At 53.2% G+C, this 24,095-nt stretch carries 21 protein-coding genes and 1 tRNA gene; 15 read left to right on the top strand and 7 right to left on the bottom strand.

Going from position 1 to position 24,095, the window contains the following annotated elements:
• Nucleotides 1-23: 23 nt before the first annotated feature.
• Nucleotides 24-152, bottom strand: coding sequence for a hypothetical protein (locus B4N58_RS09735; RefSeq protein ID WP_008249952.1), 129 nt, complete (start codon nucleotides 150-152; stop codon nucleotides 24-26).
• 102 nt (nucleotides 153-254) lie between these two features.
• Nucleotides 255-331 (bottom strand) — tRNA-Val (locus B4N58_RS09730).
• A 122-nt stretch (nucleotides 332-453) separates the two neighbouring features.
• On the opposite strand from B4N58_RS09730, the gene B4N58_RS09725 reads away from it, so the two are divergent.
• From B4N58_RS09725 to B4N58_RS09670, 12 genes are all read left to right on the top strand, one after another.
• Nucleotides 454-723, top strand: a complete 270-nt coding sequence (locus tag B4N58_RS09725; protein WP_008249951.1) for a hypothetical protein — start codon at nucleotides 454-456, stop codon at nucleotides 721-723.
• 120 nt (nucleotides 724-843) lie between these two features.
• A complete protein-coding gene (locus B4N58_RS09720) occupies nucleotides 844-1,761 on the top strand; it encodes a UDP-2,3-diacylglucosamine diphosphatase (protein ID WP_008249949.1) in 918 nt (305 codons plus the stop codon).
• A 6-nt stretch (nucleotides 1,762-1,767) separates the two neighbouring features.
• On the top strand, nucleotides 1,768-2,907 hold the full coding sequence (locus B4N58_RS09715) for a glycosyltransferase family 4 protein (RefSeq protein ID WP_008249947.1): 1,140 nt from the start codon (nucleotides 1,768-1,770) through the stop codon (nucleotides 2,905-2,907).
• 75 nt (nucleotides 2,908-2,982) lie between these two features.
• Entirely contained in the window at nucleotides 2,983-3,768 is a 786-nt protein-coding gene (fabI, locus tag B4N58_RS09710) for an enoyl-ACP reductase FabI (RefSeq protein ID WP_291748664.1), read from the top strand.
• Between the two features lie 89 nt (nucleotides 3,769-3,857).
• Nucleotides 3,858-4,499 carry an ABC transporter ATP-binding protein gene (locus B4N58_RS09705; protein WP_291748660.1) on the top strand — a complete coding sequence of 214 codons (642 nt, stop codon included), beginning with the start codon at nucleotides 3,858-3,860 and terminating at the stop codon, nucleotides 4,497-4,499.
• Between the two features lie 3 nt (nucleotides 4,500-4,502).
• Nucleotides 4,503-7,061: an ABC transporter permease gene (locus tag B4N58_RS09700; RefSeq protein WP_291748657.1), complete on the top strand. Its 2,559-nt coding sequence runs from the start codon at nucleotides 4,503-4,505 to the stop codon at nucleotides 7,059-7,061.
• Nucleotides 7,058-8,179 carry a lipocalin-like domain-containing protein gene (locus B4N58_RS09695; protein WP_291748654.1) on the top strand — a complete coding sequence of 374 codons (1,122 nt, stop codon included), beginning with the start codon at nucleotides 7,058-7,060 and terminating at the stop codon, nucleotides 8,177-8,179. Before B4N58_RS09700 ends, B4N58_RS09695 begins: the two co-directional genes overlap by 4 nt.
• A 22-nt stretch (nucleotides 8,180-8,201) precedes the next feature.
• Nucleotides 8,202-9,977 carry an ABC transporter transmembrane domain-containing protein gene (locus B4N58_RS09690; RefSeq protein ID WP_291748650.1) on the top strand — a complete coding sequence of 592 codons (1,776 nt, stop codon included), beginning with the start codon at nucleotides 8,202-8,204 and terminating at the stop codon, nucleotides 9,975-9,977.
• A gap of 276 nt (nucleotides 9,978-10,253) precedes the next feature.
• Nucleotides 10,254-11,048: a thymidylate synthase gene (gene thyA, locus B4N58_RS09685; protein ID WP_291748648.1), complete on the top strand. Its 795-nt coding sequence runs from the start codon at nucleotides 10,254-10,256 to the stop codon at nucleotides 11,046-11,048.
• 3 nt (nucleotides 11,049-11,051) lie between these two features.
• Nucleotides 11,052-11,618, top strand: a complete 567-nt coding sequence (locus B4N58_RS09680) for a dihydrofolate reductase (RefSeq protein ID WP_291748643.1) — start codon at nucleotides 11,052-11,054, stop codon at nucleotides 11,616-11,618.
• Nucleotides 11,619-11,675: 57 nt separating this feature from the next.
• Nucleotides 11,676-11,948, top strand: a complete 273-nt coding sequence (locus B4N58_RS09675; protein ID WP_008249931.1) for an oxidative damage protection protein — start codon at nucleotides 11,676-11,678, stop codon at nucleotides 11,946-11,948.
• A gap of 111 nt (nucleotides 11,949-12,059) precedes the next feature.
• Nucleotides 12,060-12,368: a hypothetical protein gene (locus tag B4N58_RS09670; RefSeq protein WP_008249929.1), complete on the top strand. Its 309-nt coding sequence runs from the start codon at nucleotides 12,060-12,062 to the stop codon at nucleotides 12,366-12,368.
• 73 nt (nucleotides 12,369-12,441) lie between these two features.
• On the opposite strand, the gene phoU is transcribed toward B4N58_RS09670, so the two are convergent.
• The 5 genes from phoU to aceE all read right to left on the bottom strand — a co-directional run bounded on the left by phoU (nucleotide 12,442) and on the right by aceE (nucleotide 19,929).
• Nucleotides 12,442-13,143 (bottom strand): phosphate signaling complex protein PhoU, encoded by a 702-nt coding sequence (phoU, locus tag B4N58_RS09665; RefSeq protein ID WP_008249927.1) that lies wholly within the window; start codon nucleotides 13,141-13,143, stop codon nucleotides 12,442-12,444.
• Between the two features lie 145 nt (nucleotides 13,144-13,288).
• Nucleotides 13,289-13,942 (bottom strand): ribose-5-phosphate isomerase RpiA, encoded by a 654-nt coding sequence (gene rpiA / locus B4N58_RS09660; protein ID WP_291748638.1) that lies wholly within the window; start codon nucleotides 13,940-13,942, stop codon nucleotides 13,289-13,291.
• 136 nt (nucleotides 13,943-14,078) lie between these two features.
• Entirely contained in the window at nucleotides 14,079-15,869 is a 1,791-nt protein-coding gene (gene lpdA / locus B4N58_RS09655; RefSeq protein ID WP_291748635.1) for a dihydrolipoyl dehydrogenase, read from the bottom strand.
• A 12-nt stretch (nucleotides 15,870-15,881) separates the two neighbouring features.
• The gene (gene aceF, locus B4N58_RS09650; RefSeq protein WP_291748633.1) at nucleotides 15,882-17,210 is read right to left on the bottom strand and encodes a dihydrolipoyllysine-residue acetyltransferase; all 1,329 of its coding nucleotides are present in this window, start codon (nucleotides 17,208-17,210) and stop codon (nucleotides 15,882-15,884) included.
• 13 nt (nucleotides 17,211-17,223) lie between these two features.
• Complete coding sequence (aceE, locus tag B4N58_RS09645) at nucleotides 17,224-19,929, bottom strand: pyruvate dehydrogenase (acetyl-transferring), homodimeric type (RefSeq protein ID WP_008249916.1); 2,706 nt, start codon at nucleotides 19,927-19,929, stop codon at nucleotides 17,224-17,226.
• A gap of 231 nt (nucleotides 19,930-20,160) precedes the next feature.
• On the opposite strand from aceE, the gene B4N58_RS09640 reads away from it, so the two are divergent.
• The 3 genes from B4N58_RS09640 (at nucleotide 20,161) to folD (ending at nucleotide 24,071) form a co-directional block, all read left to right on the top strand.
• Nucleotides 20,161-22,494: a PAS domain-containing sensor histidine kinase gene (locus B4N58_RS09640; RefSeq protein WP_291748630.1), complete on the top strand. Its 2,334-nt coding sequence runs from the start codon at nucleotides 20,161-20,163 to the stop codon at nucleotides 22,492-22,494.
• Nucleotides 22,495-22,499: 5 nt separating this feature from the next.
• The gene (locus B4N58_RS09635; protein ID WP_050771185.1) at nucleotides 22,500-23,147 is read left to right on the top strand and encodes a response regulator transcription factor; all 648 of its coding nucleotides are present in this window, start codon (nucleotides 22,500-22,502) and stop codon (nucleotides 23,145-23,147) included.
• A gap of 75 nt (nucleotides 23,148-23,222) precedes the next feature.
• Nucleotides 23,223-24,071 (top strand): bifunctional methylenetetrahydrofolate dehydrogenase/methenyltetrahydrofolate cyclohydrolase FolD, encoded by an 849-nt coding sequence (gene folD, locus B4N58_RS09630; RefSeq protein ID WP_291748625.1) that lies wholly within the window; start codon nucleotides 23,223-23,225, stop codon nucleotides 24,069-24,071.
• The last annotated feature ends 24 nt before the right edge of the window (nucleotides 24,072-24,095 follow it).

Genomic DNA, 24,095 nt, shown 5'->3' with positions numbered 1-24,095 from the left:
CTGAATGCTGCCTGAACATTCAATCAGACCAATTTGGGTTTGTGAATGCCTTCCTTGATGTCTTTTTTCACTTTCTTTGCAGCCTTTTTCTCTTTGGGGGTACTCAGCGCTTTCTTTTTGTCCATTTTGTTGCTTTTCTGTTCATGCCCCATGGCCGACACTCCTGAAGATTTCAAGCCGCAAACGCGAGCCCGATATCATCATTGTGCTACGGAACAAAAAATCTTGATGAATTAGTTTTGGGGGAGAAGTGTTGGTAGGACCGACTGGAATCGAACCAGCGACCTCTGCCATGTCAAGGCAGCGCTCTAACCAGCTGAGCTACGGTCCTAAAGAAGAGTGCGAAATATACACCAGTGCGCCTGCGGGGGCAAGCCCAAACACGCTTGACAAGGCTTCTGACAAGAACTATTGTCATATTCAATTTTGCCGACCCACCCCTTAGGAAAACAAATGGCCATTAAAGTCAGCCCCCAATCGTTTGAATCCATGCGCAAAGTCATGAACGGCTTCTGGATTGTGGTTCCGGCCTACTTGCTGATCAGCCTTGTGATGCCCTTCCTGTTGGTGCTGGCCGCTTTGCTGCTGGTAGCCCACACGCTTGAGTTGCCAATTGCCTTCTTGCGACTGCGGGGCAAAAACCTGCCAACGATGGAAGTGGTGTCAAAAACCCTGTTGTACGGCTTTACCTGGTGGCTTCCGAAAAGCCTGGAAGCAAAATAAAACAAGTCACACTACTTTTGAAGCAGCGGCTTTTTTGTCAAAAAAGAGTCATATAACTGTCACAAGGTAGTCAAATCGAGCGCGTTTAATGGGGCCATGACAAGAACATGGACATTAAAAATGCGCTCGAACCAGTTGAATTTCAAGCAGCAACTTGCCGAACAACTGTTTGCGAAGGCGACCACCGAACCACATGCTGAGCCAACAAACCAGCAAAATCAATCTGAAGTTGACCCCGCCGCTGATGAGCAGGGTTCCAACAAATACCGCACCATATGGATTTCAGACATTCACCTTGGCACACCCGGCTGCCAGGCAGACGCCCTGCTCCACTTCCTGAAACACAACGAAAGCGACACGCTTTACCTGGTGGGCGACATCATCGACGGCTGGCAGTTGCGCAAAAGCTGGTTTTGGCCACAAAGCCACAACGACGTCATTCAAAAGGTGCTGCGCAAGGCACGCAAAGGCACGCAGGTGGTTTTCATTCCGGGCAACCACGACGAAGCCGCGCGCCAGTTTGCAGGGATGACCTTCGGTGACATTCCGATCATGGAAAACGCAGTGCATGTAACAGCAGATGGCAAACGCCTGTGGGTAGTGCACGGCGATGAGTTTGACCAAGTTGTGCGCTACGCCAAATGGCTGGCTTACCTGGGCGACACGCTGTACAACTTTGCACTGACTTTGAACCGTGTGTTGAACAACATTCGAATCAAGCTGGGTTACCCGTATTGGTCGCTGTCACAGTTCTTGAAACAGCAGGTCAAAAACGCCGTGAACTTCATTCTCGAGTTTGAACACGCGCTGATTCATGAAGCCAAACACCGCGGTTACGACGGGGTGGTGTGCGGACACATTCACAAAGCCGAGATCAAAGAAGTGGATGGCTTGCTGTACTGCAACGACGGCGATTGGGTAGAAAGCCTGACCGCGCTGGTTGAGCACCCCTGCGGGAAACTGGACATTGTTCACTGGCCACACCGTGACCTGCCGGTTCGCAAACAAAAAGCGCTTGCGCACACCCTGGCGGAGTAAACCAGCATGCGAATCCTGATTGCAACTGACGCTTGGACACCACAGGTCAATGGCGTGGTCCAAACGCTTAGCCAAGTGGTGGCGCAATTGACCGCGCAGGGTCACGATGTGCGGGTTATCCACCCGGGCTTGTTTAAAACCATTCCATGCCCTACTTACCCTGAAATTCGACTGGCACTGTGGCCATTCACGCGCCTGCGCAATGAGCTGGACCGATTCAAACCACAGGCGGTGCACATCGTGACCGAAGGGCCAATTGGCTTGGCCATGCGCCTGCTGGCCCACGGCCGCAAGTTGCCATTTACAACCGCCTACCACACCCAGTTTCCCGAGTATGTGAGGGCACGTTCGGGCATACCAATTCGCTTTACCGCAGCCTTGCTGCGCTGGTTCCACAAACCTTCCCGCGCAGTGATGGTGCCCACCTTGTCGGTCATCAACACCTTGCAAGGCCGTGGATTGAACAATTGCGTATTGTGGCAACGTGGCGTGGACTTGAAACGCTTTAATCCGGAGCAGTCGGTAGCCAGCAAACACATGAGTTACAGCCCCCGCGACCTGCCAACCGACGATGCCCAACAGGTTGAACTGCTGCACCGTTTGAACGCGTGCAGCATCGAGAAACCGGTTTTTTTGTATGCAGGGCGTGTAGCAGTTGAAAAAAATCTGGAGGCTTTTTTAAGCCTTGAACTGCCGGGCGAGAAATGGATTGCTGGCGACGGTCCTGCCCGCAAAGGGCTAGAGAAACAATACCCCGAGGCCAGGTGGTTCGGGATGCTGAACCACGCAGCGCTTTCAGAGTTGTACAAGCGCGCTGATGTATTCGTGTTTCCCAGCATGACCGACACCTTCGGCTTGGTGCTGTTGGAAGCCATGGCCAGCGGTTGCCCAGTGGCGGCGTTCCCTGTGAACGGACCGCTGGATGTGGTCGGCAATTCCGGTGCAGGCGTGTTGGACTGGAATTTGAAGACCGCCGCCATGGCCGCTTTGAAAATTGAACGCGATGTGCCTTTGAAACATGCGAGTACCTTCACCTGGGAAAATTGTGCTGAGCAGTTTCAGGGTTACCTGGCCCCGATCGGATTGGGCAGCACTGCACCCAAGAAGCTGTCAGCCAACCCCAAGCCTTTGTCTAACCGACCCTGAAGTGGATTGCCCTGTGAATTGCCTATAATAGGCACAAAATGACAAATCAAAACTCATTCTCAGGAGCAATACAAATTGGGATTCCTAGCCGGTAAAAAAATTCTTATCACGGGCCTTCTGTCAAACCGTTCAATCGCTTACGGTATTGCCAAGGCCTGCCACGCGCAGGGTGCTGAACTGGCGTTCACATACCAAACCGAGCGTTTCATTGACCGCGTGACCGACATGGCTGCCGAATTCGACTCCAAGCTGGTATTTCCGCTTGATGTAGCCGAGGATGTCCAAATTGAAAGCCTGTTCACAGAACTGGCCAAACACTGGGATGGCCTGGATGGTTTGGTGCACGCCATCGGCTTTGCTCCGCGCGAAGCCATCGCCGGCGATTTTCTGGAAGGCATTTCGCGCGAAGCATTCCGCATTGCGCATGACATTTCCGCCTACAGCTTCCCGGCACTGGCCAAAGCAGCCTACCCGATGATGCAAGGCCGCGAAGGCGCCTTGTTAACGCTAAGCTACCTGGGCTCGGTTCGCATGGTACCCAACTACAACACCATGGGCCTGGCCAAGGCATCGCTGGAAGCGTCGGTTCGCTACCTGGCTGAATCACTGGGACCCAAGGGTATTCGCGTCAACGGTATTTCAGCAGGCCCCATCAAAACTCTGGCTGCAGCCGGCATTAAAGGTTTCAGCAAAATTTTGCATGCCGTAGAAGAAGCAGCGCCGCTGCGCCGCAATGTCACCATTGACGATGTGGGCAATACTGCAGCCTTCATGCTTTCCGATTTGGCGCGCGGCATTACCGCTGAAATTACCTACGTGGATGCGGGCTACAGCACAGTTGTGGGTGGCATGGCAGAATAAGGAATCTGATTCCTTGAACGTTTCACCACAAGGCGGTAATTCGGGTGAACCAACAGCACACAAGTTCAACGACCCTCGCAGTGGCGGGGGTGTCAAAAACACTCGGTGGCGTCAAACTCTTCACCGAGGTCAGCCTTCAATTGCAACAGGGGCAGTCCCTGGCCGTGATTGGTGAATCGGGGTCGGGTAAATCGACCCTGCTCCACCTAATGGCTGGGCTGGACAGGCCCGACACTGGCCAGGTGTATTGGGCAGGTACGGCAATACACACCTTGAACACCAATCAAATTGCTGCCAGGCGGCTTCGGCACGTTGGGCTGGTATTTCAGGCCTACTACCTGATGCCACATTTGACCGCGCAACAAAACGTTGAACTGCCATTTTTGCTGGCGGGTGAACAACCGGATCATTCACGCTGCATGCAACTGCTTGAGCAAGTGGGCATGGCCCACAAAGCCGCAAGCTTTCCGCGAGAAATGTCGGGCGGAGAACAGCAGCGCGTGGCGATTGCACGCGCCCTGGCCTTGAACCCGCCATTGATTCTTGCGGATGAACCGACCGGCAATCTGGACGAGGACAATGCCGAGCGTGTGCTGCAAGTGTTACTTGAGGCGTGTTCAGCTCAGGGTTGCGCTTTGGTCATGGTGACCCATTCTGCCAAGGCAGCCAGCCATTTGAATCACCGCCTGAATTTGGCCGACCACCACTTGGCCGAATTCAACAAGGCTTGAACCATGGCGCTATCACCAAGCCTTGCTTTAAAACTGCAGTTGTTTTCCGGTGCCTTGCGCGATCAACCGGTGAAATGGTTGATTGCAACGGTGTCCATCGCAGTGGGTGTGGGGCTGGGGTTCGCAGTCCACCTTATCCACAAACAGGCGCTTGACCAGTTCAACAATGGTGTGCGGCAATTCTCTGGGCAGGCCGATTTGCAGTTGCTGCCACACAGTGTTTTATTGCCTGAAACCATTCTGGAACAGCTTGCAGCCTTGCCTGAAGTGGCCGTGGCCTCGCCTGTCATCGACATCAACATTCCCGTTCAGGGTTTCGACAAACCAGTGCGCTGGCTTGGCCTGGATGTATTCACTGCAGCGGCAGTCACGCCCAACTTCATTGGGCAAAGCAGCGATGAAACAAACGACGCGGCACAGCAAGGCGAAATACCCTTGCTAAGCACTGCCAATGTTTTTGTCAGCCCAGCCCTGAAAGAACAACTGCCAGTTAAACAAAATACACTGGCCACATTGCACAACAACACAAGCCAGGAGTGGCAAGTGGCGGGCACAGTACCCGCAGCCGGTAGCGGGCAACTGCTTGCCGTGGCAGACATTGCAACAGTGCAATGGCGCTTGGGCACCTTGGGGCAAATTTCCCGCATTGATTTAAAACTTCAGGAAGGCGTAACCCCTGCAAGTTTTCAAAAGCAGTATGGCGATGAATTTTCGAAGTTGGGCCGGCTTGAAACCCCCAGTGAACAGGGCACGCGCGGGGCCAGTGTGTCGCAGGCCTACCGCGCAAACCTGTCGATTCTGGCCATGGTGGCCTTGCTTACAGGCGGCTTTTTAACCTTTTCCACACAAATGCTGGCTGTGGCGCAACGCTCACGCCAGTGGGCGCTGCTGGCTGCCCTGGGCGCTCGGGCCAGCGCACTGCGCATGCAAGTGTTGTTTGAATCGATGTGTTGTGGCCTGGTGGGTGGCGTGCTGGGCGTAGGCTTGGGCTGGGGCTTGTCTATGGCTGTGGTGCGTTATCTGGGTGTTGACCTGGGTGCGGGTTACTTCCAAACCAGCCAAGGCACTGTGGCCTTGCCCCCTTTGGATGCCCTGCTGTTTGCTGGCTTTGGTGTAGTCGCGACCTTGTTGGGTGGCTTATCGCCCGCCTTGCAAACCGGTCAAATGGCTTTGCACCAACGCCTGCGTGCAGGCACAGAAGAAGCAGGCCTTCAGTTTGCCAACCAGGCACACTGGGTTGGATTGCTGCTTTGCGGGGTGGCCGCGGCCTGCCTGTTCATTCCACCTTACGGCAATATTCCAGTGGGTGGTTATCTGGCTGTGGCCTTTGGTTTGTTCGGTGGCATCGCCATGATTGGCCTGGTGGTGCGCGGGCTGATCAAACCACCCGCACAGCTCGCCCGCTTGGCTGATCTTGCCAAATCACGTTTGGCCAGCACCCCGAATTTACTGGCAGTGGGCTTGTCAGGCGTGGTGGCCAGTTTTGCACTGGTGGTGGCCATGCATGTGATGATCTACAGCTTTCGCCATTCACTGGACCACTGGCTTACCCAGGTATTGCCAGCGCCCTTGTATGTAAAACTGAACAGCGCAAGCATTCCAGTATTTCCCGATGTCTTTCAGCAGAAAGTGGCTGAACTGCCAGGCGTTGAACTGGTTGAATTTTGGGGTCAACAATCGATCGTGCTTGACCCAAAACGACCAGCCGTTGAACTGATTGCCCGACCCATTTCAACGCAGGCTGCCGCCCAACGCCTACCCATGACGGGCAATACAATCGACGAGCCCGAAACCGGAACACTGCCAGTGTGGGTCAGCGAGCCAATGACCGATTTGTACGGCCTAAAAGCCGGCAGCATACTTGAACTGCAACTGGACCAAGGCATGCGCATACCCACCACAGTGATGGGTGTATGGCGTGACTACACCCGCCAGCACGGCGCAATTGTGCTGCCCAAGGCCGAGTTGCTCAAACAATTCAATGTGCAGTTCAAAGACACGCAGGGCGCAGTTTGGCCACAAGAGAATGTGACTGTGAAAGACATGGTTGCCCGCATCGAACAGGCCGCCAGCACCACAGCACTTGCGCAAAAAATTGACTTTGCTGAACCCGGTGAAATTCGACAGCTAAGCCTGGATATTTTTGATCGCAGCTTTGCGGTGACCTACCTGCTGGAAATTGCAGCTGTGGTCATCGGTCTGTTTGGTGTAGGCACTACATTTTCCGCCATGGCCTTGCAACGAAAACGCGAATTTGCCCTGCTGGGTGCCATGGGGGCCAGCCCGAACTGGATACTGAAACTGATTGCGCGTGAGGCACTGATTGCATCGGCCGTGGCCGCCCTGGTGGGTTTAATCATTGGTTTGGCATTTGCTGCCATTTTAATTTTTGTGGTGAATCCGCAATCATTCCACTGGACCATGGAATGGTTCACCCCTTGGCGAGATTTGGCAATCATGGTGTTGGTACTGGTTGCCATGAGCAGCGCCACAGTCACACTGGCCTTGCGCAACAAACTCGGCACGCACCTGGTTGAGCAATTGAAAGAGGACTGGGCATGAAGCGGCGCGATTTGTTGAAAGCAGGTCTTGGCCTGCCGCTGTTTTCGCATGCGGGCATCGCGCTGGCCGAACGTGGCCTGCAGCGCGTGTATGCCCAACCGAATGCAAGCATGCCACCCACTCTGCCCCGAGACCATGGCGCACACCCGGCATTCAGAACCGAATGGTGGTATTTCACTGGCTGGTTTGAAAGCCCTGCATTGAGCCAACCTTTGGGAGTACAAATTACATTTTTCAGGTCTGCGCCCAATGTCAATGTGCTGAACCCCAGCGCCTTTTCACCCAAGCAGTTGTTGTTTGCCCATGCCGCAGTGGCAATTCCTTCAGTGGGCAAGCTGAAGCACGATCAAATTATTCGCCGTGCGGGCAGCGGTGGCGCCTTGATTCAAAGCACCAATGAACAGGTATTGAACATTCAAATGCCAGGCTGGCAATTGCAAAGCGCTCAAGGCGAACAGTGGGAGTGCAAAATCCAGACCCCGCAATTGTCTATCGACTTGCGCATGGAACAAACGCAAACACCTTGGATGCAGGGCCTTGGCGGCTACTCACAAAAAGGCCCCCAAGCCGAGCAATCGAGCTACTACATCACCCTGCCCCACATGCGCAGCAGCGGCACTGTTCGCCTCGAAAGTAAAACATTGCCAGTAGAAGGCAGCTTCTGGATGGACCATGAGTGGTCAAGCACCGTGCTGGCTCCGAACGCCCAAGGCTGGGACTGGGTCGGTTTGCATGGCGACCAGGGCGAGGCCCTGATGGCATTTCAGATTCGCGACCGCGACCACACCAAACCACCAGTGTGGACCCACGCCGCCCTAAGGCGGGCGGATGGCACGGTACGTAACTTCAGCAAGATAACATTCGAAGTGCGGAAACGCTGGAAATCAACCCGAACCGGCATTGAATACCCGGTTTCCCAGCGACTTTTGCTCGACGATCTGGTGTTTGAACTTCAGCCCCTGTTTGATGATCAGGAACTGGACGCACGCGCCAGCACCGGCACGCTGTATTGGGAAGGTGCTGTGCGCGTGAAAAGCGGCAATGCTTCAAGCAATACTTCACCTTGGGGGCGCGGCTATCTTGAAATGACGGGGTATGATCGCCCCATGCAACTTTAAGCCAAGTAAAACACACCCCCGAATGAGCAACACCAACAAACTTCAAACACTGGGCTCTACCCTGGCCTCCTTGGTCAGTCCCCACAAGGCATGGGCTTTTGCTGCGCTTGGCGCTTTGCTGCTGAGTTCGGCCATGTCGCTGACCATGCCGGTCATGTTTCGCTGGCTGATCGACAGTGGTTTTCTTGCAGGTGAAAACCCGGAGGGCTTGAACAGCGCCTTTGGCTACCTGCTGGTCTTGGTGTTCGTACTGGCCATGGCCAGTGCGGTGCGGTTTTACCTGGTCACCACGCTGGGCGAACGCATTTCTGCCGATTTACGCAACCGCGTGTACAGCCACTTGTTGGTGCAACGTCCGGAATTTTTTGAAACGCTGAAAGTGGGTGAAGTGTTGTCACGCCTGACTGCCGACACCACGCTGATTCAAACCCTGATTGGCAGCAGTTTGTCATTTTTCCTGCGCAACAGTCTGACCACTCTTGGCGGCTTGATCATGCTGCTGCTGACCAGCCCATTGCTGTCGGGCGCAGTTCTTTTGCTGGTGGTCGTGGTTATGATACCGGTGGTTATTTTGGCACGCCGAGTTCGCAAACTGTCGCGCGCCAGCCAGGACAAACTGGCCGACAGCAGCGCGATTGCGCAAGAGGTTTTAAACCAGATCACCACCGTGCAAGCCTTTAATCAGGAACACGCCGAGGCCTCAAAATTCACCACGTCCAGCGAGCAAACCTATCAAACCGCCCGCAGGCGCACAGTGAACCGCTCAGCCCTGTTGTTTGTGGCCATTGGCCTTGCATTCGCGGGCTTGGTGGTGGTGCTGTGGATGGGTGCAAAGGCGGTGGCCAGCGGTGAAATGAGCGCTGGTGAACTGGCCCAATTTGTGATGTACGCAGCATTTGTTGGCGCGGGGTTTGCCGCGTTGTCAGAGGTACTGGGCGAATTCCAGCGTGCAGCGGGTGCGGCCGAGCGCTTGGTTGAATTGCTGAACCTGGACACCACGATTCACAAACACGGTCTTCCCCCGCCAGCCAAACAAGGTGGCTTTTTGATTGAATTCAGCCACGTTGATTTCGCCTACCCTTCCGCCCCGGAAAAATTCATTCTCCAAGACTTTAACCTGAGTATTCAACGCGGCGAGACACTAGCTGTCGTTGGCCCTTCGGGCGCGGGAAAATCTACCCTGTTCAGCCTGTTGCTGCGATGGTACGACGTAAATCAGGGGCAAATCCTGATTGAAGGCAAGGCACTGGAAAGCCTGCACCTGGAACAGTGGCGAGCCAATTGCGCCTACGTGGCCCAGGAAGCAGTGATTTTTTCAGGCAGCCTTCAGGACAACGTGCGGTACAGCAAGCCCGATGCCACCGCAGATGAAATTGACAAAGCCCTGGCCGATGCGGCCGCCACCAATTTTGTGCGCCGAATGCCCGAGGGATTGAATACCAATGTGGGCGAAAAAGGCGTGCGCTTGAGTGGCGGAGAACGTCAACGGGTATCGATTGCCCGCGCGGTTCTTCGTGATGCTGGTTTGCTGTTGCTGGATGAAGCCACCGCCAGCCTGGATGCGGAAAGCGAGCAATTGGTACAACAAGCGATCGAGAAAAGCCGCCACGGCCGAACCACCCTGATTATTGCCCACCGGCTGGCCACGGTCATGGCGGCCGATCGGATTGTGGTCATGAACGAAGGCAAAATTGTCGAAATGGGTACCCACAAGGATTTGATGGCAAGGCAAGGCTTGTATGCCAAGCTGGCCTCGCTTCAATTCATCCATGAAAATGCGCAGAAAGTGATGGCATGAATCAGCTTGCCCGCCAAGGCTCAGCCCAATCGGCAGCGAGATCCCGATCGCGTCGCCTTCAAGAAAACCTGCCCGTTTGACTCAGTGCACTGCGTTTGCCCGAAGGGCAACATCGAAGCTCGGCCGGTACTTTTGCCGAGTTCGGTGAGTAGTGCGATGAGATCAAAAAGGGATCAACAGGTTTTCAGGCGAAGTGTTGGGACTCGCGACGATTGGGCATCTCAACAAGGTAAACTTAATAATCAGCATCCCAACAAAATTCGCACCCAAAAAACCATGCAACAGTACCTCGACTTGATGCAGCATGTGCTGGACAACGGCACCGACAAAATGGACCGCACCGGCACGGGCACTCGTTCCGTGTTTGGTTACCAAATGCGCTTCAATCTGCAAGATGGTTTCCCCATGGTCACGACGAAGAAGCTGCACACCCGCTCAATCATTCACGAACTGCTGTGGTTCTTGATGGGCGACAGCAATATTCGTTACCTGAAGGAAAACGGGGTCAGCATCTGGGACGAATGGGCCGATGAAAACGGCAATCTTGGCCCGGTCTATGGTGTGCAGTGGCGCAGTTGGCCCACTGCCGACGGTCGCCACATCGATCAAATTTCACAGTTGATGCAGCAAATCAAGAATAACCCCGATTCACGTCGTCACATTGTGAGTGCCTGGAACGTTGCTGAAATCAACAATATGAAGTTGCCACCCTGCCATGCGCTGTTTCAGTTCTATGTGGCAGACGGTAAGCTGAGTTGCCAGCTGTACCAGCGCAGTGCTGATATTTTCCTTGGCGTGCCCTTCAACATCGCCAGTTACGCCCTGCTCACCCACATGGTTGCCCAACAATGCGATCTGGATGTCGGTGACTTTGTATGGACCGGCGGCGATTGTCATTTGTACAGCAACCACATGGAACAGGTGGCCGAACAACTCAGCCGCAAGCCCCACCCATTGCCCACATTGCAAATTAAACGCAAACCCGAAAGTATTTTCGATTACAAATTCGAAGATTTCGAAATACTGAACTACACTTGCCACCCGCACATCAAAGCGCCAGTGGCGGTATAAAGCATGAAAGTATCCATCGTGGCCGCTGTGGCCGAAAACGGTATTATTGGCATCAACAATAGTCTGCCGTGGCACTTGCCCGAAGACCTCGCTTTTTTCAAGCAAACCACCTTGGGCTGCCCTGTATTGATGGGCCGAAAAACCTACGAGTCCATCAACCGCCCGCTACCTGGTCGCTTGAATGTGGTGTTATCGGGCAACTCAGACTGGAAACCCGCCCCAGGCAAAGACGGTACGCCGCGCAGTGTAATTACCCACCCCGCGGCATTACCCGAGGGCAGTGCCACTCAAATTGCAACAGCCACGAACCTGCCCGACGCCTTGAATTGGCTTTCCAGCTTTGAGCAGGTATTTTTGATTGGTGGAAGCAATTTGTATGAGCAGGCTCTGGCTCACGGTCTGGTCGACGAACTGATCCTGACTGAGATTCATCAAAGCTTCGAAGGCGACGCCAGCTTTCCACAATGGGATCGCCAACAATTCAGGGAAGTTGATCGAATTACCAATACAGCCACCCCGGAACGCGCATGGGGCTTTGATTTTGTAAAATACGCAAAAGTAAACAGTTAATCCGCGAAGAATTAAACCCAGGAATTAAGCCCATAAGGGGTTAGAAGGAGTAAAAAAATGGCACGTACAGTGAACTGCATCAAATTGGGCAAAGAGGCAGAAGGTTTGGACTTTCCTCCCGCACCTGGTGAGTTGGGCAAGAAAATTTTTGAGAATGTATCCAAACAAGCCTGGCAAGACTGGTTGAAACACCAAACCATGCTGGTGAACGAAAACCGTTTAAGCCTGGCCGACGCCCGCGCACGCAAGTACCTGATGGAGCAAATGGAAAAACACTTCTTTGGTGATGGTGCCGAACAAGCTGCAGGTTACGTACCACCAAGTAACTAAGCAAACACTCTGCAAAAGCACGGCAAGTGCGACAAAAAAGCCCCTTCACACAGGGGCTTTTTTTATTGCCTCAGTCGTTGCATACTGAAGCCGTCAACCGGAGTTTTCAGCATGACCAGCTTCCAAGACAGCGTGCTGTTTCGTTACTTTTTCTTCCACTGGCTGTTTCGCGATGCCAGTGTAAAAGAGTTGTATCAACGATCTGCAGCAATTGCCCACAACAAAGCCAACAGACACCACTTGTTGGCTTATCTACGCCGCTGGATCGCATTAACCCTCTTGATGTACTTCGCGGGGATCATGCTTGAGCAATTCAATACCCCAGCTTGCGTATTTTTCTACACGATCGCAGCCTTGTGCACCTGCACTATTGCAAAAATTACGGTGGCTTGGATTTTCTTGGGCAAACACCAGATTTAGCTTAGAAAATACGCAGAAAAAAGCCCGCAACACCTTGAGTGAAACGGGCTTTTTTATCTAGAGATACTTACGATCAGTTACCTGAGGCTTCCTGAGCAACTGCTTCCGGGCCTTGATGACGAACGTCACGACCTTTCACCATGTAGACCACGTGTTCAGACATGTTCTTAGAGTGGTCACCAATCCGCTCAATCGCTTTTGCGATGAACAAAATTTCGATCGAACGGGAAATGGTGCGCGGATCTTCCATCATGAAAGTGATCAACTGACGCAAAATCGCCTTGAATTCGTCGTCAACCTCGATGTCGGCTTTCACCACTTCGGCTGCAGAAACCGCGTTTACACGAGCGTATGAATCCAGCACTTTGCGCAACATTGCGATCGCATTGCTCGCAATGCGATGCAAATCAACCTTGGGTACGAAATGCTTGCCGGCATCCGCGATCATCATCCCCATGCGGGCCACTTTCTCGGCCTCATCACCAATTCGTTCCAGATCGCGAATCATTTTAATGGCCACGATGACTGAACGCAGATCAACAGCCGCTGGCTGGCGACGAGCCAAGATGTGGTTGCACAGTTCATCGATCTCAAGTTCGATGTCGTTGACTTCTTTTTCACGACGAATCACTTCTTTGAAAATTTGGGTATCGGCAGCACCCAAACCCTCGATGGCTGACACGATCTGATTCTCCACCAGGCCACCCATCTGTAGAACGCGGGTGCGCAGCGACTCCAGTTCGGCATCGTACTGTTTGGAGGTGTGTTCAGTCATTTGTCTTCCTTAACCGGATAATTGTTGTAACAATGCAATGTGGCACAGGCACATGACAGGAATTTGTCAAACCAAGCCACATCTTCACTTTATTCTGCCATGTTCTACACAATTATTCAGGCCTTCGTCCCGCCTGTATGCGGGATTAAAGGGTTTTTATGCCGTCTGCTGTTGCGATTAGCACCACATCTGCCTTTCGAATCGCAAAAAGCCCGTTGGTAACCACGCCTGGCCAGTGATTAATCTCTTTTTCCATGGCAACCGGGTCGGTAATTTTCAAACCTGCCACGTCCAGAATTACGTTGCCATTGTCGGTGATAAAACCTTCACGCACTTTGACTTGCCCACCCAGCGCAGTCAATTTGCGGGCAATCGCGTTGCGCGCCATGGGCAACACTTCAACCGGCAAAGGAAAGGCCCCCAAAACTTGTACCAGTTTGGACTGGTCAGCAATGCACACAAACTTGTCTGAAATATCAGCCACAATTTTCTCTCGGGTGTTGGCACCGCCACCACCTTTGATCAAGCAATTGGCCGGGTCTACTTCATCGGCGCCATCCACGTAAATCGACAGGCTTTCTACATCGTTCATGTCAACAATGGGCACACCGATTTCACGCAGCTTTTTCTCGGAGCGAACCGAAGAAGACACAGCCCCCTTGAGTTGAAGGCCCGACTCGGCCAAGGCATCAATGAAACAATCCACCGTGGAACCCGTGCCCACGCCCAGTACTGTGCCAGGTTGAACATAAGTCAGTGCGGCCTTGGCCACCATTTTCTTGAGTGTTAAAGCATCCATGAAGGGTTTGATATTCCTGAGAAATTTTGAATGAGCTGGCGTGTAAACCGTATTTTAAAGGCAGAACTGGCGCGCAAATGGAAAAAACCAACTGCATGCAGTTGGTTTTTCAGGGCTTTGCAGCAAAATGAAGTGCTTACTTCTTTTTCTGGGCAGGCAGATCGGTGCATACACCCTTATACACCTCGGCAGCCATGCCCACACTTTCACACAAGGTAGGATGTGGGTGAATAGTTTTACCAATGTCCACTGCATCGGCACCCATTTCAACGGCCAGGCACACTTCACCAATCAAATCGCCAGCATTCATGCCCACAATACCACCACCCACAACACGTTTGGTTTCCTCATCAAACAGCAGTTTGGTGAAGCCATCGTCCGCGTTGTTAGCAATGGCACGGCCGGACGCAGCCCATGGAAACACAGCCTTGCCCACTTTAATGCCTTGGTCTTTGGCCTGGTCTTCAGTCAAACCAACCCAAGCCACCTCAGGGTGGGTGTAGGCCACGCTGGGAATAACTCGCGCATCAAAAAACGCTTTTTCATCGGCTGCTGCTTCAGCAGCGACATGGGCTTCATGCACTGCCTTGTGCGCCAGCATGGGTTGCCCCACTACATCGCCAATGGCAAAAATATTGGGCACATTGGTGCGCATTTGCTTGTCTACAGGAATGAAGCCGCGGTCAGTGACTGCCACACCCGCATTCTCGGCACCAATTTTTTTGCCATTGGGCGTACGACCCACCGACACCAAGACCATGTCATAAAGCTGGGGCTCTTTCGGGGCCTGTTCGCCTTCGAAGGTCACCAAAATACCTTTTTTCGTGGCTTCAACCCCAACGGTTTTGGTTTTCAACAGGATGTTGTCGAACCGGGGTGCGTTGCGCTTTTGCCAAACCTTCACCAGGTCGCGGTCTGCGCCTTGCATCAGCCCATCCAGCATTTCAACCACATCCAGGCGGGCACCCAAGGCTGAATACACCGTGGCCATTTCAAGGCCGATAATACCGCCGCCAATAATCAGCATCCGCTTGGGGATGAAGGGCAATTCCAGCGCACCGGTGGAATCTACAATGCGCGGATCTTCTGGAACAAAGGGCAAATGCACCGGCTGCGAACCAGCAGCAATAATAGCCTTGTTGAACTGGATAACCTGCTTGCTGCCATCGGCTGCTACCACTTCAAGGTGATTGGCGCTTAAAAAGCTGCCCACACCCTGAACGGTTTTAACCTTACGGCCTTTGGCCATACCGGCCAAACCACCAGTCAATTTACCAACCACGCCCGCTTTGTGCGCGCGCAATTTGTCCAGATCAATTTTGGGTTTTGCAAAGGCAATGCCATGTTCGCCCATGTGTTGCGCCTCTTCCAACACCTGTGCGGTGTGCAGCAATGCTTTGGAAGGAATGCAACCCACGTTCAAACACACGCCGCCCAAGGTGCTGTAGCGCTCAACCAGAATGGTATTCATGCCAAGGTCAGCGCTGCGAAAAGCCGCTGAATAACCACCGGGGCCAGCACCCAACACCAACACATCGCAAGTGTGATCAACTTGACCGTTGTAACTGCTGGCGGGGCCCGCAGCAGCGACTGCTGTAGTGGCTGCTTCAGTGGCGGCTTCAGTGTCGACTTGAGTGGCTGCTGGTGCTGAAGTGGCAGGCTTGTTTTCAGCAGCCACGGGAGCAGTTGAAGAAGCACTACCGCCGCTGATTTCACAAATCTCGCTGCCCTTGGACACCTTGTCGCCCACTTTCACGAGTAGCTTGGTGACCACGCCATCGTCAGAAGCCGGAATTTCCATGCTGGCCTTGTCAGACTCCACTGTGATCAAAGATTGCTCCTTGCTCACCTTGTCGCCAACGTTAACCAACACTTCAATAATTTCTACAGAATCAAAGTCACCAATATCAGGAACGATCAGTTTCATGTGTTCACCCCCTTACAGCAGCACTTTGCGCATGTCGGCCAATACGCCGGCAAGCTCTGTGGTGAATCGGGCAGCCATGGCACCGTCGATTACTCGATGGTCATAACTCAGGCTAAGCGGCAGCATCAGGCGTGGCTCGAATTCCTTGCCATTCCACACCGGCTTCATGGCTGATTTGGACAGGCCCAAAATTGCAACTTCAGGCGCATTGATAATGGGTGTGAACAGGGTTCCGCCCACGCCACCAAGCGACGACACGGTAAACGTGGCGCCCTGCATGTCGGCGCCTTTCAGCTTGCCATCACGAGCCTGCGCAGACAATTCGCCCAATTCATTGGCAATTTGTGCGAAGCCTTTCTGGTCTACACCCTTAATGACTGGCACAACCAATCCATTCGGTGTGTCGGCGGCAAAACCAATGTTCCAGTATTTTTTGAGTATTAATTTGTCGCCAGCTTCATTCAGCGATGCATTGAAGGCCGGGTACTTTTTCAGCACAGCCACACAGGCCTTCATCACGAAGGCCAGCATGGTCAACTTCACGCCCTGCTTGGCCAGTGCGGTGTTGGTGTCTTTGCGGAATTGTTCAAGGTCAGTGATGTCTGCCTCGTCGAACTGCGTGACGTGCGGGATCATGACCCAGTTACGATGCAAATTCGGGCCAGACAATTTCTTGATGCGTGAAAGTTCCTGCTCTTCAATTTCACCAAACTTGGTGAAATCTACTTTTGGCCATGGCAACAAATCGAGGCCAACACCGCTGCCACCTTTGCTTGCACCAGCAGACACAGAACCCACACCAGCCACAGCGGCTTTCACGAAGTTTCGTACGTCGTCGGGCGTAATACGACCTTTCGGACCAGTGCCTTGCACGGTGGTCAAAGTCACACCCAACTCGCGTGCGAACTTGCGCACGGACGGGCTTGCATGCGGCGCATTCACGGATGCTGCTGTTGGGTTGTGTGGTTCGGCAGGCGTGGGGGCTACGGTGGCAGCCGGCGCAGGGGCAGCCGCCTTCGGTGCTTCTGCCTTGGGGGCCTCTACTTTGGGTGCATCGGCTTTTGGTGTTTCTTCTACCTTGGTTGGTGCCACAGCAGCGCCACCTTCAGCGGGTTCCAGAATCAGCATCAAGGTGCCTTCTTTCACCTTGTCGCCAATTTTTACTTTCATTTCCTTGACCACGCCAGCTTGCGGGCATGGAATTTCCATACTGGCTTTGTCAGATTCAACGGTGATGATGGATTGCTCCGCCACCACGGTGTCGCCTGCCTTCACCAGCACTTCAATAATTTCCACCCCGTCAAAATCGCCGATGTCGGGTACTTTGATTTCGATTGTCATGTCGATCGTCCTTTTATGCGTAGGCTGGGTTGGGCTTGTTGGGGTTGATGCCGTATTTCTTGATTGCTTCACCCACGGTACTGAGTGGAATGTCGCCCTGATCGGCCAAGGCCTTCAGTGCTGCAACGGTTACGAAATGACGGTTCACCTCAAAATGCTCACGCAACTTGGAGCGGAAATCGGAACGACCAAAACCATCGGTGCCCAACACTTTGTATTCGCGGCCCTTGGGCATGAAAGGACGAATTTGGTCAGCAAACAACTTCATGTAGTCGGTTGAAGCCACAATCGGACCTTCGGTTTTTGCCAGCGCTTTTTCAACATAGCTTTGCTTGGACTTCTGCTCAGGGTGCAGCATGTTTTCACGCTCCACATCCAGACCTTCACGGCGCAGCTCTGTGAAGCTGGTGACTGACCACACATCGGCTGCAACGCCCCAGTCTTTCTCAAGCAACTCCGCTGCTTCCAGTGATTCACGCAGAATGGTGCCAGAACCCAGCAGTTGAACACGCTTTTTGCCAGCCTTCTTCAAGGTGGATTCGCGGCACACATACATGCCTTTCAAAATGCCTTCTTCGGTACCCTTCTTCAGGCCAGGCTGAGCGTAGTTCTCGTTCATCACGGTGAGGTAATAGAACACGTTCTCCTGGTCTTCCACCATGCGCTTCAAGCCGTGCTGAATAATCACAGCCAACTCATGGGCAAAGGTTGGGTCGTAGCTGACACAGTTTGGAATGGTCGAGGACAAAATATGGCTGTGACCATCTTCGTGCTGCAAACCTTCGCCGTTCAATGTAGTACGGCCAGCAGTGCCGCCCAACAAGAAACCTCGAGCCTGCATATCGCCAGCTGCCCAGGCCAGATCGCCCACGCGCTGGAAACCGAACATGGAGTAGTAAATGTAGAACGGAATCATCACGCGGTTGTTCGTGGAATAGGACGTGGCCGCCGCAATCCAAGAACTGAATGCACCCGCTTCGTTAATGCCCTCTTCCAGAATTTGGCCGGCTTTGTCTTCGCGGTAGTACATCACCTGGTCTTTGTCGACTGGTTCGTACAACTGACCTTGTGAGGAATAAATACCCAACTGGCGGAACATGCCTTCCATCCCGAATGTACGTGCTTCATCGGGAACAATCGGCACAATGCGCTGACCAATTTCCTTGTCACGCACCAGTGCGGTCAGCACTCGCACGAAGGCTTGGGTCGTTGAAATTTCACGGCCTTCCTTGGTGGGCTCCAGTACGGCCTCGAACGCATCCAGGCCAGGTACTTTCAGTTTTTCATCGGCCTCGCGGCGACGCTTGGGCAGATAACCGCCCAGGGCTTGACGACGCTCGTGCAGGTATTTGATTTCCGGCGCGTCATCGGCTGGCTTGTAGAAAGGCACGTCTTCGATGATGTCGTCTGAGACTGGAATGTTGAAGCGATCGCGGAATTCCTTGATCGACTGAATGTCCAGCTTCTTTTGCTGGTGGGTGGTGTTCTTGCCCTGACCAACCTTGCCCATGCCAAAGCCTTTCACGGTTTTCGCCAGAATTACAGTTGGTTGGCCTTCATGCTTCATGGCGGCATCGTAAGCAGCATGCACTTTGTGTGGGTCGTGGCCGCCACGGTTCAAACGCCAGATGTCTTCATCGGTCATTCGGGCAACCATTTCCAGCAATTTGGGGTGCTTGCCAAAGAAATTCTTGCGCACGTAAGCGCCATCGTTGGCTTTGCAGTTCTGGTATTCGCCGTCGACCATTTCCAGCATCACTTTGCGCATCAGGCCGTCTTTGTCGCGGGCCAGCAATTCATCCCAGTAGCCGCCCCAAATGACCTTCAAGACATTCCAGCCGGAACCACGGAATTCACCTTCCAGTTCCTGAATGATTTTGCCGTTGCCGCGTACCGGGCCGTCCAGACGCTGCAAGTTACAGTTCACCACGAAAACCAGATTGTCGAGCTTTTCGCGCGCGGCCATACCGATCGCGCCCAGTGATTCGGGTTCGTCCATTTCACCGTCGCCGCAGAACACCCAGACTTTGCGCTTGGATGTGTCGCAAATACCGCGTGCGTGCAGGTACTTCAGAAAGCGGGCTTGATAAATACCCATCAGTGGGCCCAAGCCCATAGACACCGTCGGGAACTGCCAGAAATCAGGCATCAACTTGGGGTGCGGATAGCTGGACAAGCCTTTGCCGTCGACTTCCTGACGGAAATTGTCTAACTGTTCTTCGGTCAGGCGGCCTTCCAGGAAAGCGCGTGCGTAAATTCCAGGAGACACATGGCCCTGAAGGTAAAGCAAATCGCCGCCGTGGCTTTCATCTTCGGCATGCCAAAAATGGTTGAAACCAACACCCAACATGGTCGCCAGTGAGGCGAATGAAGCAATGTGACCACCCAGGTCACCGCCATCGGGCGGGCTTTTCTTGTTGGCGCGCACCACCATGGCCATCGCATTCCAGCGCATCCAGCTGCGCAGGCGTTCCTCGTACTCCATATTGCCAGGGCAGCGGGTTTCGAGATGAACGGGAATGGTGTTGACGTATTCGGTATTGGCCGAAAACGGAATAAACGCGCCACTCAGGCGCGCTTTAGAAATCAGTTGTTCAAGCAAGTAATGCGCGCGCTCCGGGCCTTCACGTTCAAGCACGGCCTCCAGGGCATCCAGCCATTCTTGGGTTTCTTGAAAATCGGGATCGTCCGATCCGGGCAAATTGAGTTGCGCTGACATTGCTTCCTCCTTGGGTCTCTGGGTTCTTTTGCAGAAGTACGAGCTTTTGGCTGTATTTCCTGTTGATATTAGAGTATCACACCTAATTCAGAAAGTTTCAAATTATGATTTGTGTTTTCACATAGTGGAATTTATTAGGATTTTCCCGAATCACCCTGAATCCAGTCCACCCACTGGGCTGCTTGTTTTGTACACTTCAGTCATCTTCTGGATTCCGAGACCTATTCGACCGTGCGCCTCAGCGATCAACCCCGTACAAGCCCATTGGTTTGGGCCACCCCGCTGGTGGGCATCATTCTGTTTTTGCTCGCTATGGGTGCGTTTTTCTACACCCTGCATTCCGAGGATCAGAACCAAACGCAACTGCGGGTCATTCGTGACGTGGAGCTGGCCCGCCAAACCATCCGTACCCGCTTACTGGCCTCGCAAGAACGACTGAATCAGATTGCTAGAGGATTTGAGCAAAACAACAGTGACGTGGAAGGTTTCCGATTCTCGGCACAGGCTCTGTTAAATGAGTTTCAGGAAGTCAGCAGCGTGCTGATTATTGACGAGGAAAGACGAGTGACCAACCTGGCGCTGCCGAGCTTGCGTTCATCCGAAGTCCTTCATCCTTTGTATCAAACGATCGAAGATGCCGAGAGTTATTGGGCTTTCAACACAGCCCGGGAAACCAGACTGCCTGTTTTTTCGAGACCTTTTCTTGACCCGTCCGGCAAGGTGTTTATCGAGGTTCACAGCCCCATATTCAACAAAGGTGATTTCATTGGTACGGTGGCGGCAACCATTCCTTTGGGTTCTTTGCTGAATGATGCTGTACCCGACTCATTTGTTCAGCTCTACTTGGTCAGCATCGTCGACGGTGGAGGCAACCCGGTAGCCTCCAATGTCAGCAGGTCAATCGACAATGCGAAGTTAAGCCATGAAGTTCCGCTAGACCCACCCGGCCACGGTTTGAAACTGCGCGCTGTACTCTATAAAACGAACACCGAGTTGTTTTCCAACATGCTGGCATGGGCGGTTTTTGGACTTTCTCTGGTGATTGTGTGGAGTTTTATTTTGCTGTTTCGACATGCAAAACTTCGAAGCCAGGCCGAGAAACGTTTGCTGGCCGAAACCAAGTTTCGACGGGCCATGGAAGACTCGGTGGTCACGGGTATGCGGGCCATTGACATGCAGGGCCGTATTACCTACGTGAACCCGGCTTTTTGCAAAATGACTGGGTACAAGGAATCCGAGCTGGTGGGTATGGCTCCCCCATTTCCTTATTGGCCCGACCGTTCCTACGAAGAACAACAAACCAATCTGGATTTGATTTTGTCGGGCAATGCCCCGCAAAAAGGTATCGAGGTACAGGTGCGCAGACGAGATGGCAGTGTGTTCGACGCACGCATGTACGTGTCGCCATTGGTTGACAGCGACGGCCAGCAAAGCGGCTGGATGACTTCTATGACCGACATTACCGAGCCGCGCCGCATTCGTGACGAATTGGCAGCTGCCCACCGACGCTTCGTTCGCATTCTTGAAGAACTGGACGCCGCCGTGTGCGTTCAGGGCCCAGAAGCCCGGCCTGACGAGTATATTTTCGTGAACAGGTTGCACCGCGAGTGGTTTGGCAAGGCGACGCCACCACGCATGTCAAAGAATCGCCGCAACAGGGTCAATCTCTACGAGCCGTTCGAGTGGCTTAATCCTGTTTCGCAACGTTGGTACGAGGTTCGGCGTCGGTCCATTTCATGGGTAGATGGTGCAACGGTGGTGATGCAAGTGGCCACCGACATTTCCTCGCGCAAGGAAGCCGAGGACATGTCCCGCCAACAACAGGAGAAGCTGCAGTTCACCTCGCGCTTGATCACACTGGGAGAGCTGGCTTCCTCGTTGGCGCATGAAATCAATCAGCCACTTGCTGCTATTTCCAATTACAACATGGGTAGCGTAACCCGGCTTAAAGCCGGCAAAGTAAGCCCCGAAGATCTGCTTCCCGTGCTTGAAAAGGTGAATGTGCAGGCCCAGCGCGCCGGTGATGTGATTCGGCGAATTCGGGAATTCGTGAAACAGCAGGAGCCAAAACGCGGCCCCTGCCCCATCGGTAAAATTATTGAAGATGCCATCAGCTTTTCTCGCCTGGAGGCCAAGCACCAATCGGCGCGAATTGAAATGAACCTGCCAGATGCACTGATGTCGGTGGTGGCCGACCCGGTGCTGATTGAGCAAGTGCTGATGAACCTTATTAAGAATGGCCTTGAAGCCATGGGACACCTGCCCCCTGAGCAAAAATTGATCGAGATTCAGGTGGGGCAGTCCGCCCAGTTCGCACTGATTGAGGTTCGGGATCATGGCGTGGGGGTGCCTGAGGAAATTCGGCAACGGCTATTTGAGTCGTTTTTCACCACCAAATCCGATGGAATGGGCATGGGCCTGAACATCTGTCGTACTATTATTGAGTATCATCAAGGCCAATTGTGGGTAGAACCCGCGCAAGGCCAAGGCAGTGTATTCAAGTTCACGCTGCCACTGGCCGAAGACTCGGTGCTTGCGCACGTCAACCCACCTGTTATGGAATAAAGCCAATGCTCCACACTCAACCACGCTCCACAGAAATGCAAGAAACCGTGTTCATCGTGGACGACGACGAGGCAGTTCGCGACTCGCTGCAATGGCTTATTGAAACCGAAGGTTATCAGGTAAAAACCTACGAAGACCCCGAGTTGTTTCTTGAACAGTTAGTGTGGCCGCAGCCCTGTGTGCTGTTGCTCGACATTCGCATGCCCAAACTTTCGGGCCTTGAAGTTCAAAAAACGCTGAACGAGCGAGGCATTCCAATTCCCATTGTGTTTATCACCGGCCACGGCGACGTAACACTGGCGGTTGAAACCATGAAAAACGGTGCTGTTGATTTTCTGGAAAAACCGTTTGATGAAGGCAAAATCAAAGACCTGATTCACCAGCATATGCGCCACGCCCACGAACTTGCCCAAACCGCCAAGCTTGATGAACAGATCAACAAGCTGTACTCCAAATTGACCACGCGCGAATTGCAGGTACTGGAGCGAATTGTGTCGGGTCGCCTGAACAAACAAATTGCAGATGACCTGAACATCAGCATTAAAACCGTGGAAGCACACCGCGCGAATATCATGGACAAGCTGCAGGTAACCACTGTGGCAGATTTGTTGAAAATTGCCCTGCGCAAATCACCGGAACTGGCACAGCCCTGAACACCCCAAACAAGGCCCGCTCAACACCGGGCCTTGTTCAATTGAACCATTTCAAATTTTCAAACTCATTCAATCATGTCTGCACAAATAATTAGCGGCACCGAACTGGCCGCCTCAATTCGAGAAACAATTGCAAAACGCGCTACCGAATTGACCGAATTGGGTCATCAGCCCGGTCTGGCCGTGGTTTTGGTTGGGGAAGACCCGGCCTCCCAGGTTTATGTGCGCAACAAGGTATCGGCCTGCGAGAAAGCAGGCTTCAAATCGGTCATGCACCGCATGCCGGAGAACACAAGCCAGGACGCACTGGTGGGCCTGGTCGAACAACTGAATTCTGACCCCAGCATTCACGGCATTTTGGTGCAATTGCCCCTGCCCAAGCACCTCGATTCGCATGTAGTCATTGAATCAATCAGCGCAGAAAAAGACGTGGATGGCTTTCATATTAGCAACGCTGGCTTGCTGATGACGGGCAAACCCCTGTTTCGTCCCTGCACGCCCTATGGCGTCATGAAAATGCTTGAGTTGACCGGCATCGAGCTGCGCGGTGCAGAAGCCGTGGTGATTGGGGCCAGCAATATTGTGGGCAAGCCGCAAGCCATGTTGTTGTTGCAACAAGGTGCCACGGTGACTTTGTGCAACAGTAAAACAAAAGACCTGAAATCACATTGTCAGCGTGCAGACGTACTTGTAGTTGCGGTAGGTCGTCCCAATATGATTACTGGCGATATGATCAAACCCGGTGCTGTGGTGATCGACGTGGGCATCAACCGCCTACCCGATGGCAAGCTGTGTGGCGATGTTGATTTTGATTCAGCCAAAGAAGTGGCTGGCTGGATTACACCAGTGCCCGGTGGTGTTGGCCCCATGACCATCACCATGCTGTTGCAAAATACGATTGAAGCAGTAGAACGCAGCCTTTAAGCGCAGCCTTTAAGAATTTTTTAG

It is taken from the genome of Limnobacter sp. UBA3528, from assembly GCF_002377005.1.
Classification (GTDB): Bacteria; Pseudomonadota; Gammaproteobacteria; order Burkholderiales; family Burkholderiaceae_B; genus Limnobacter.
Note: the sequence above shows the minus strand (reverse complement) of the source record. Positions and strands in the feature narration are given on the sequence as shown.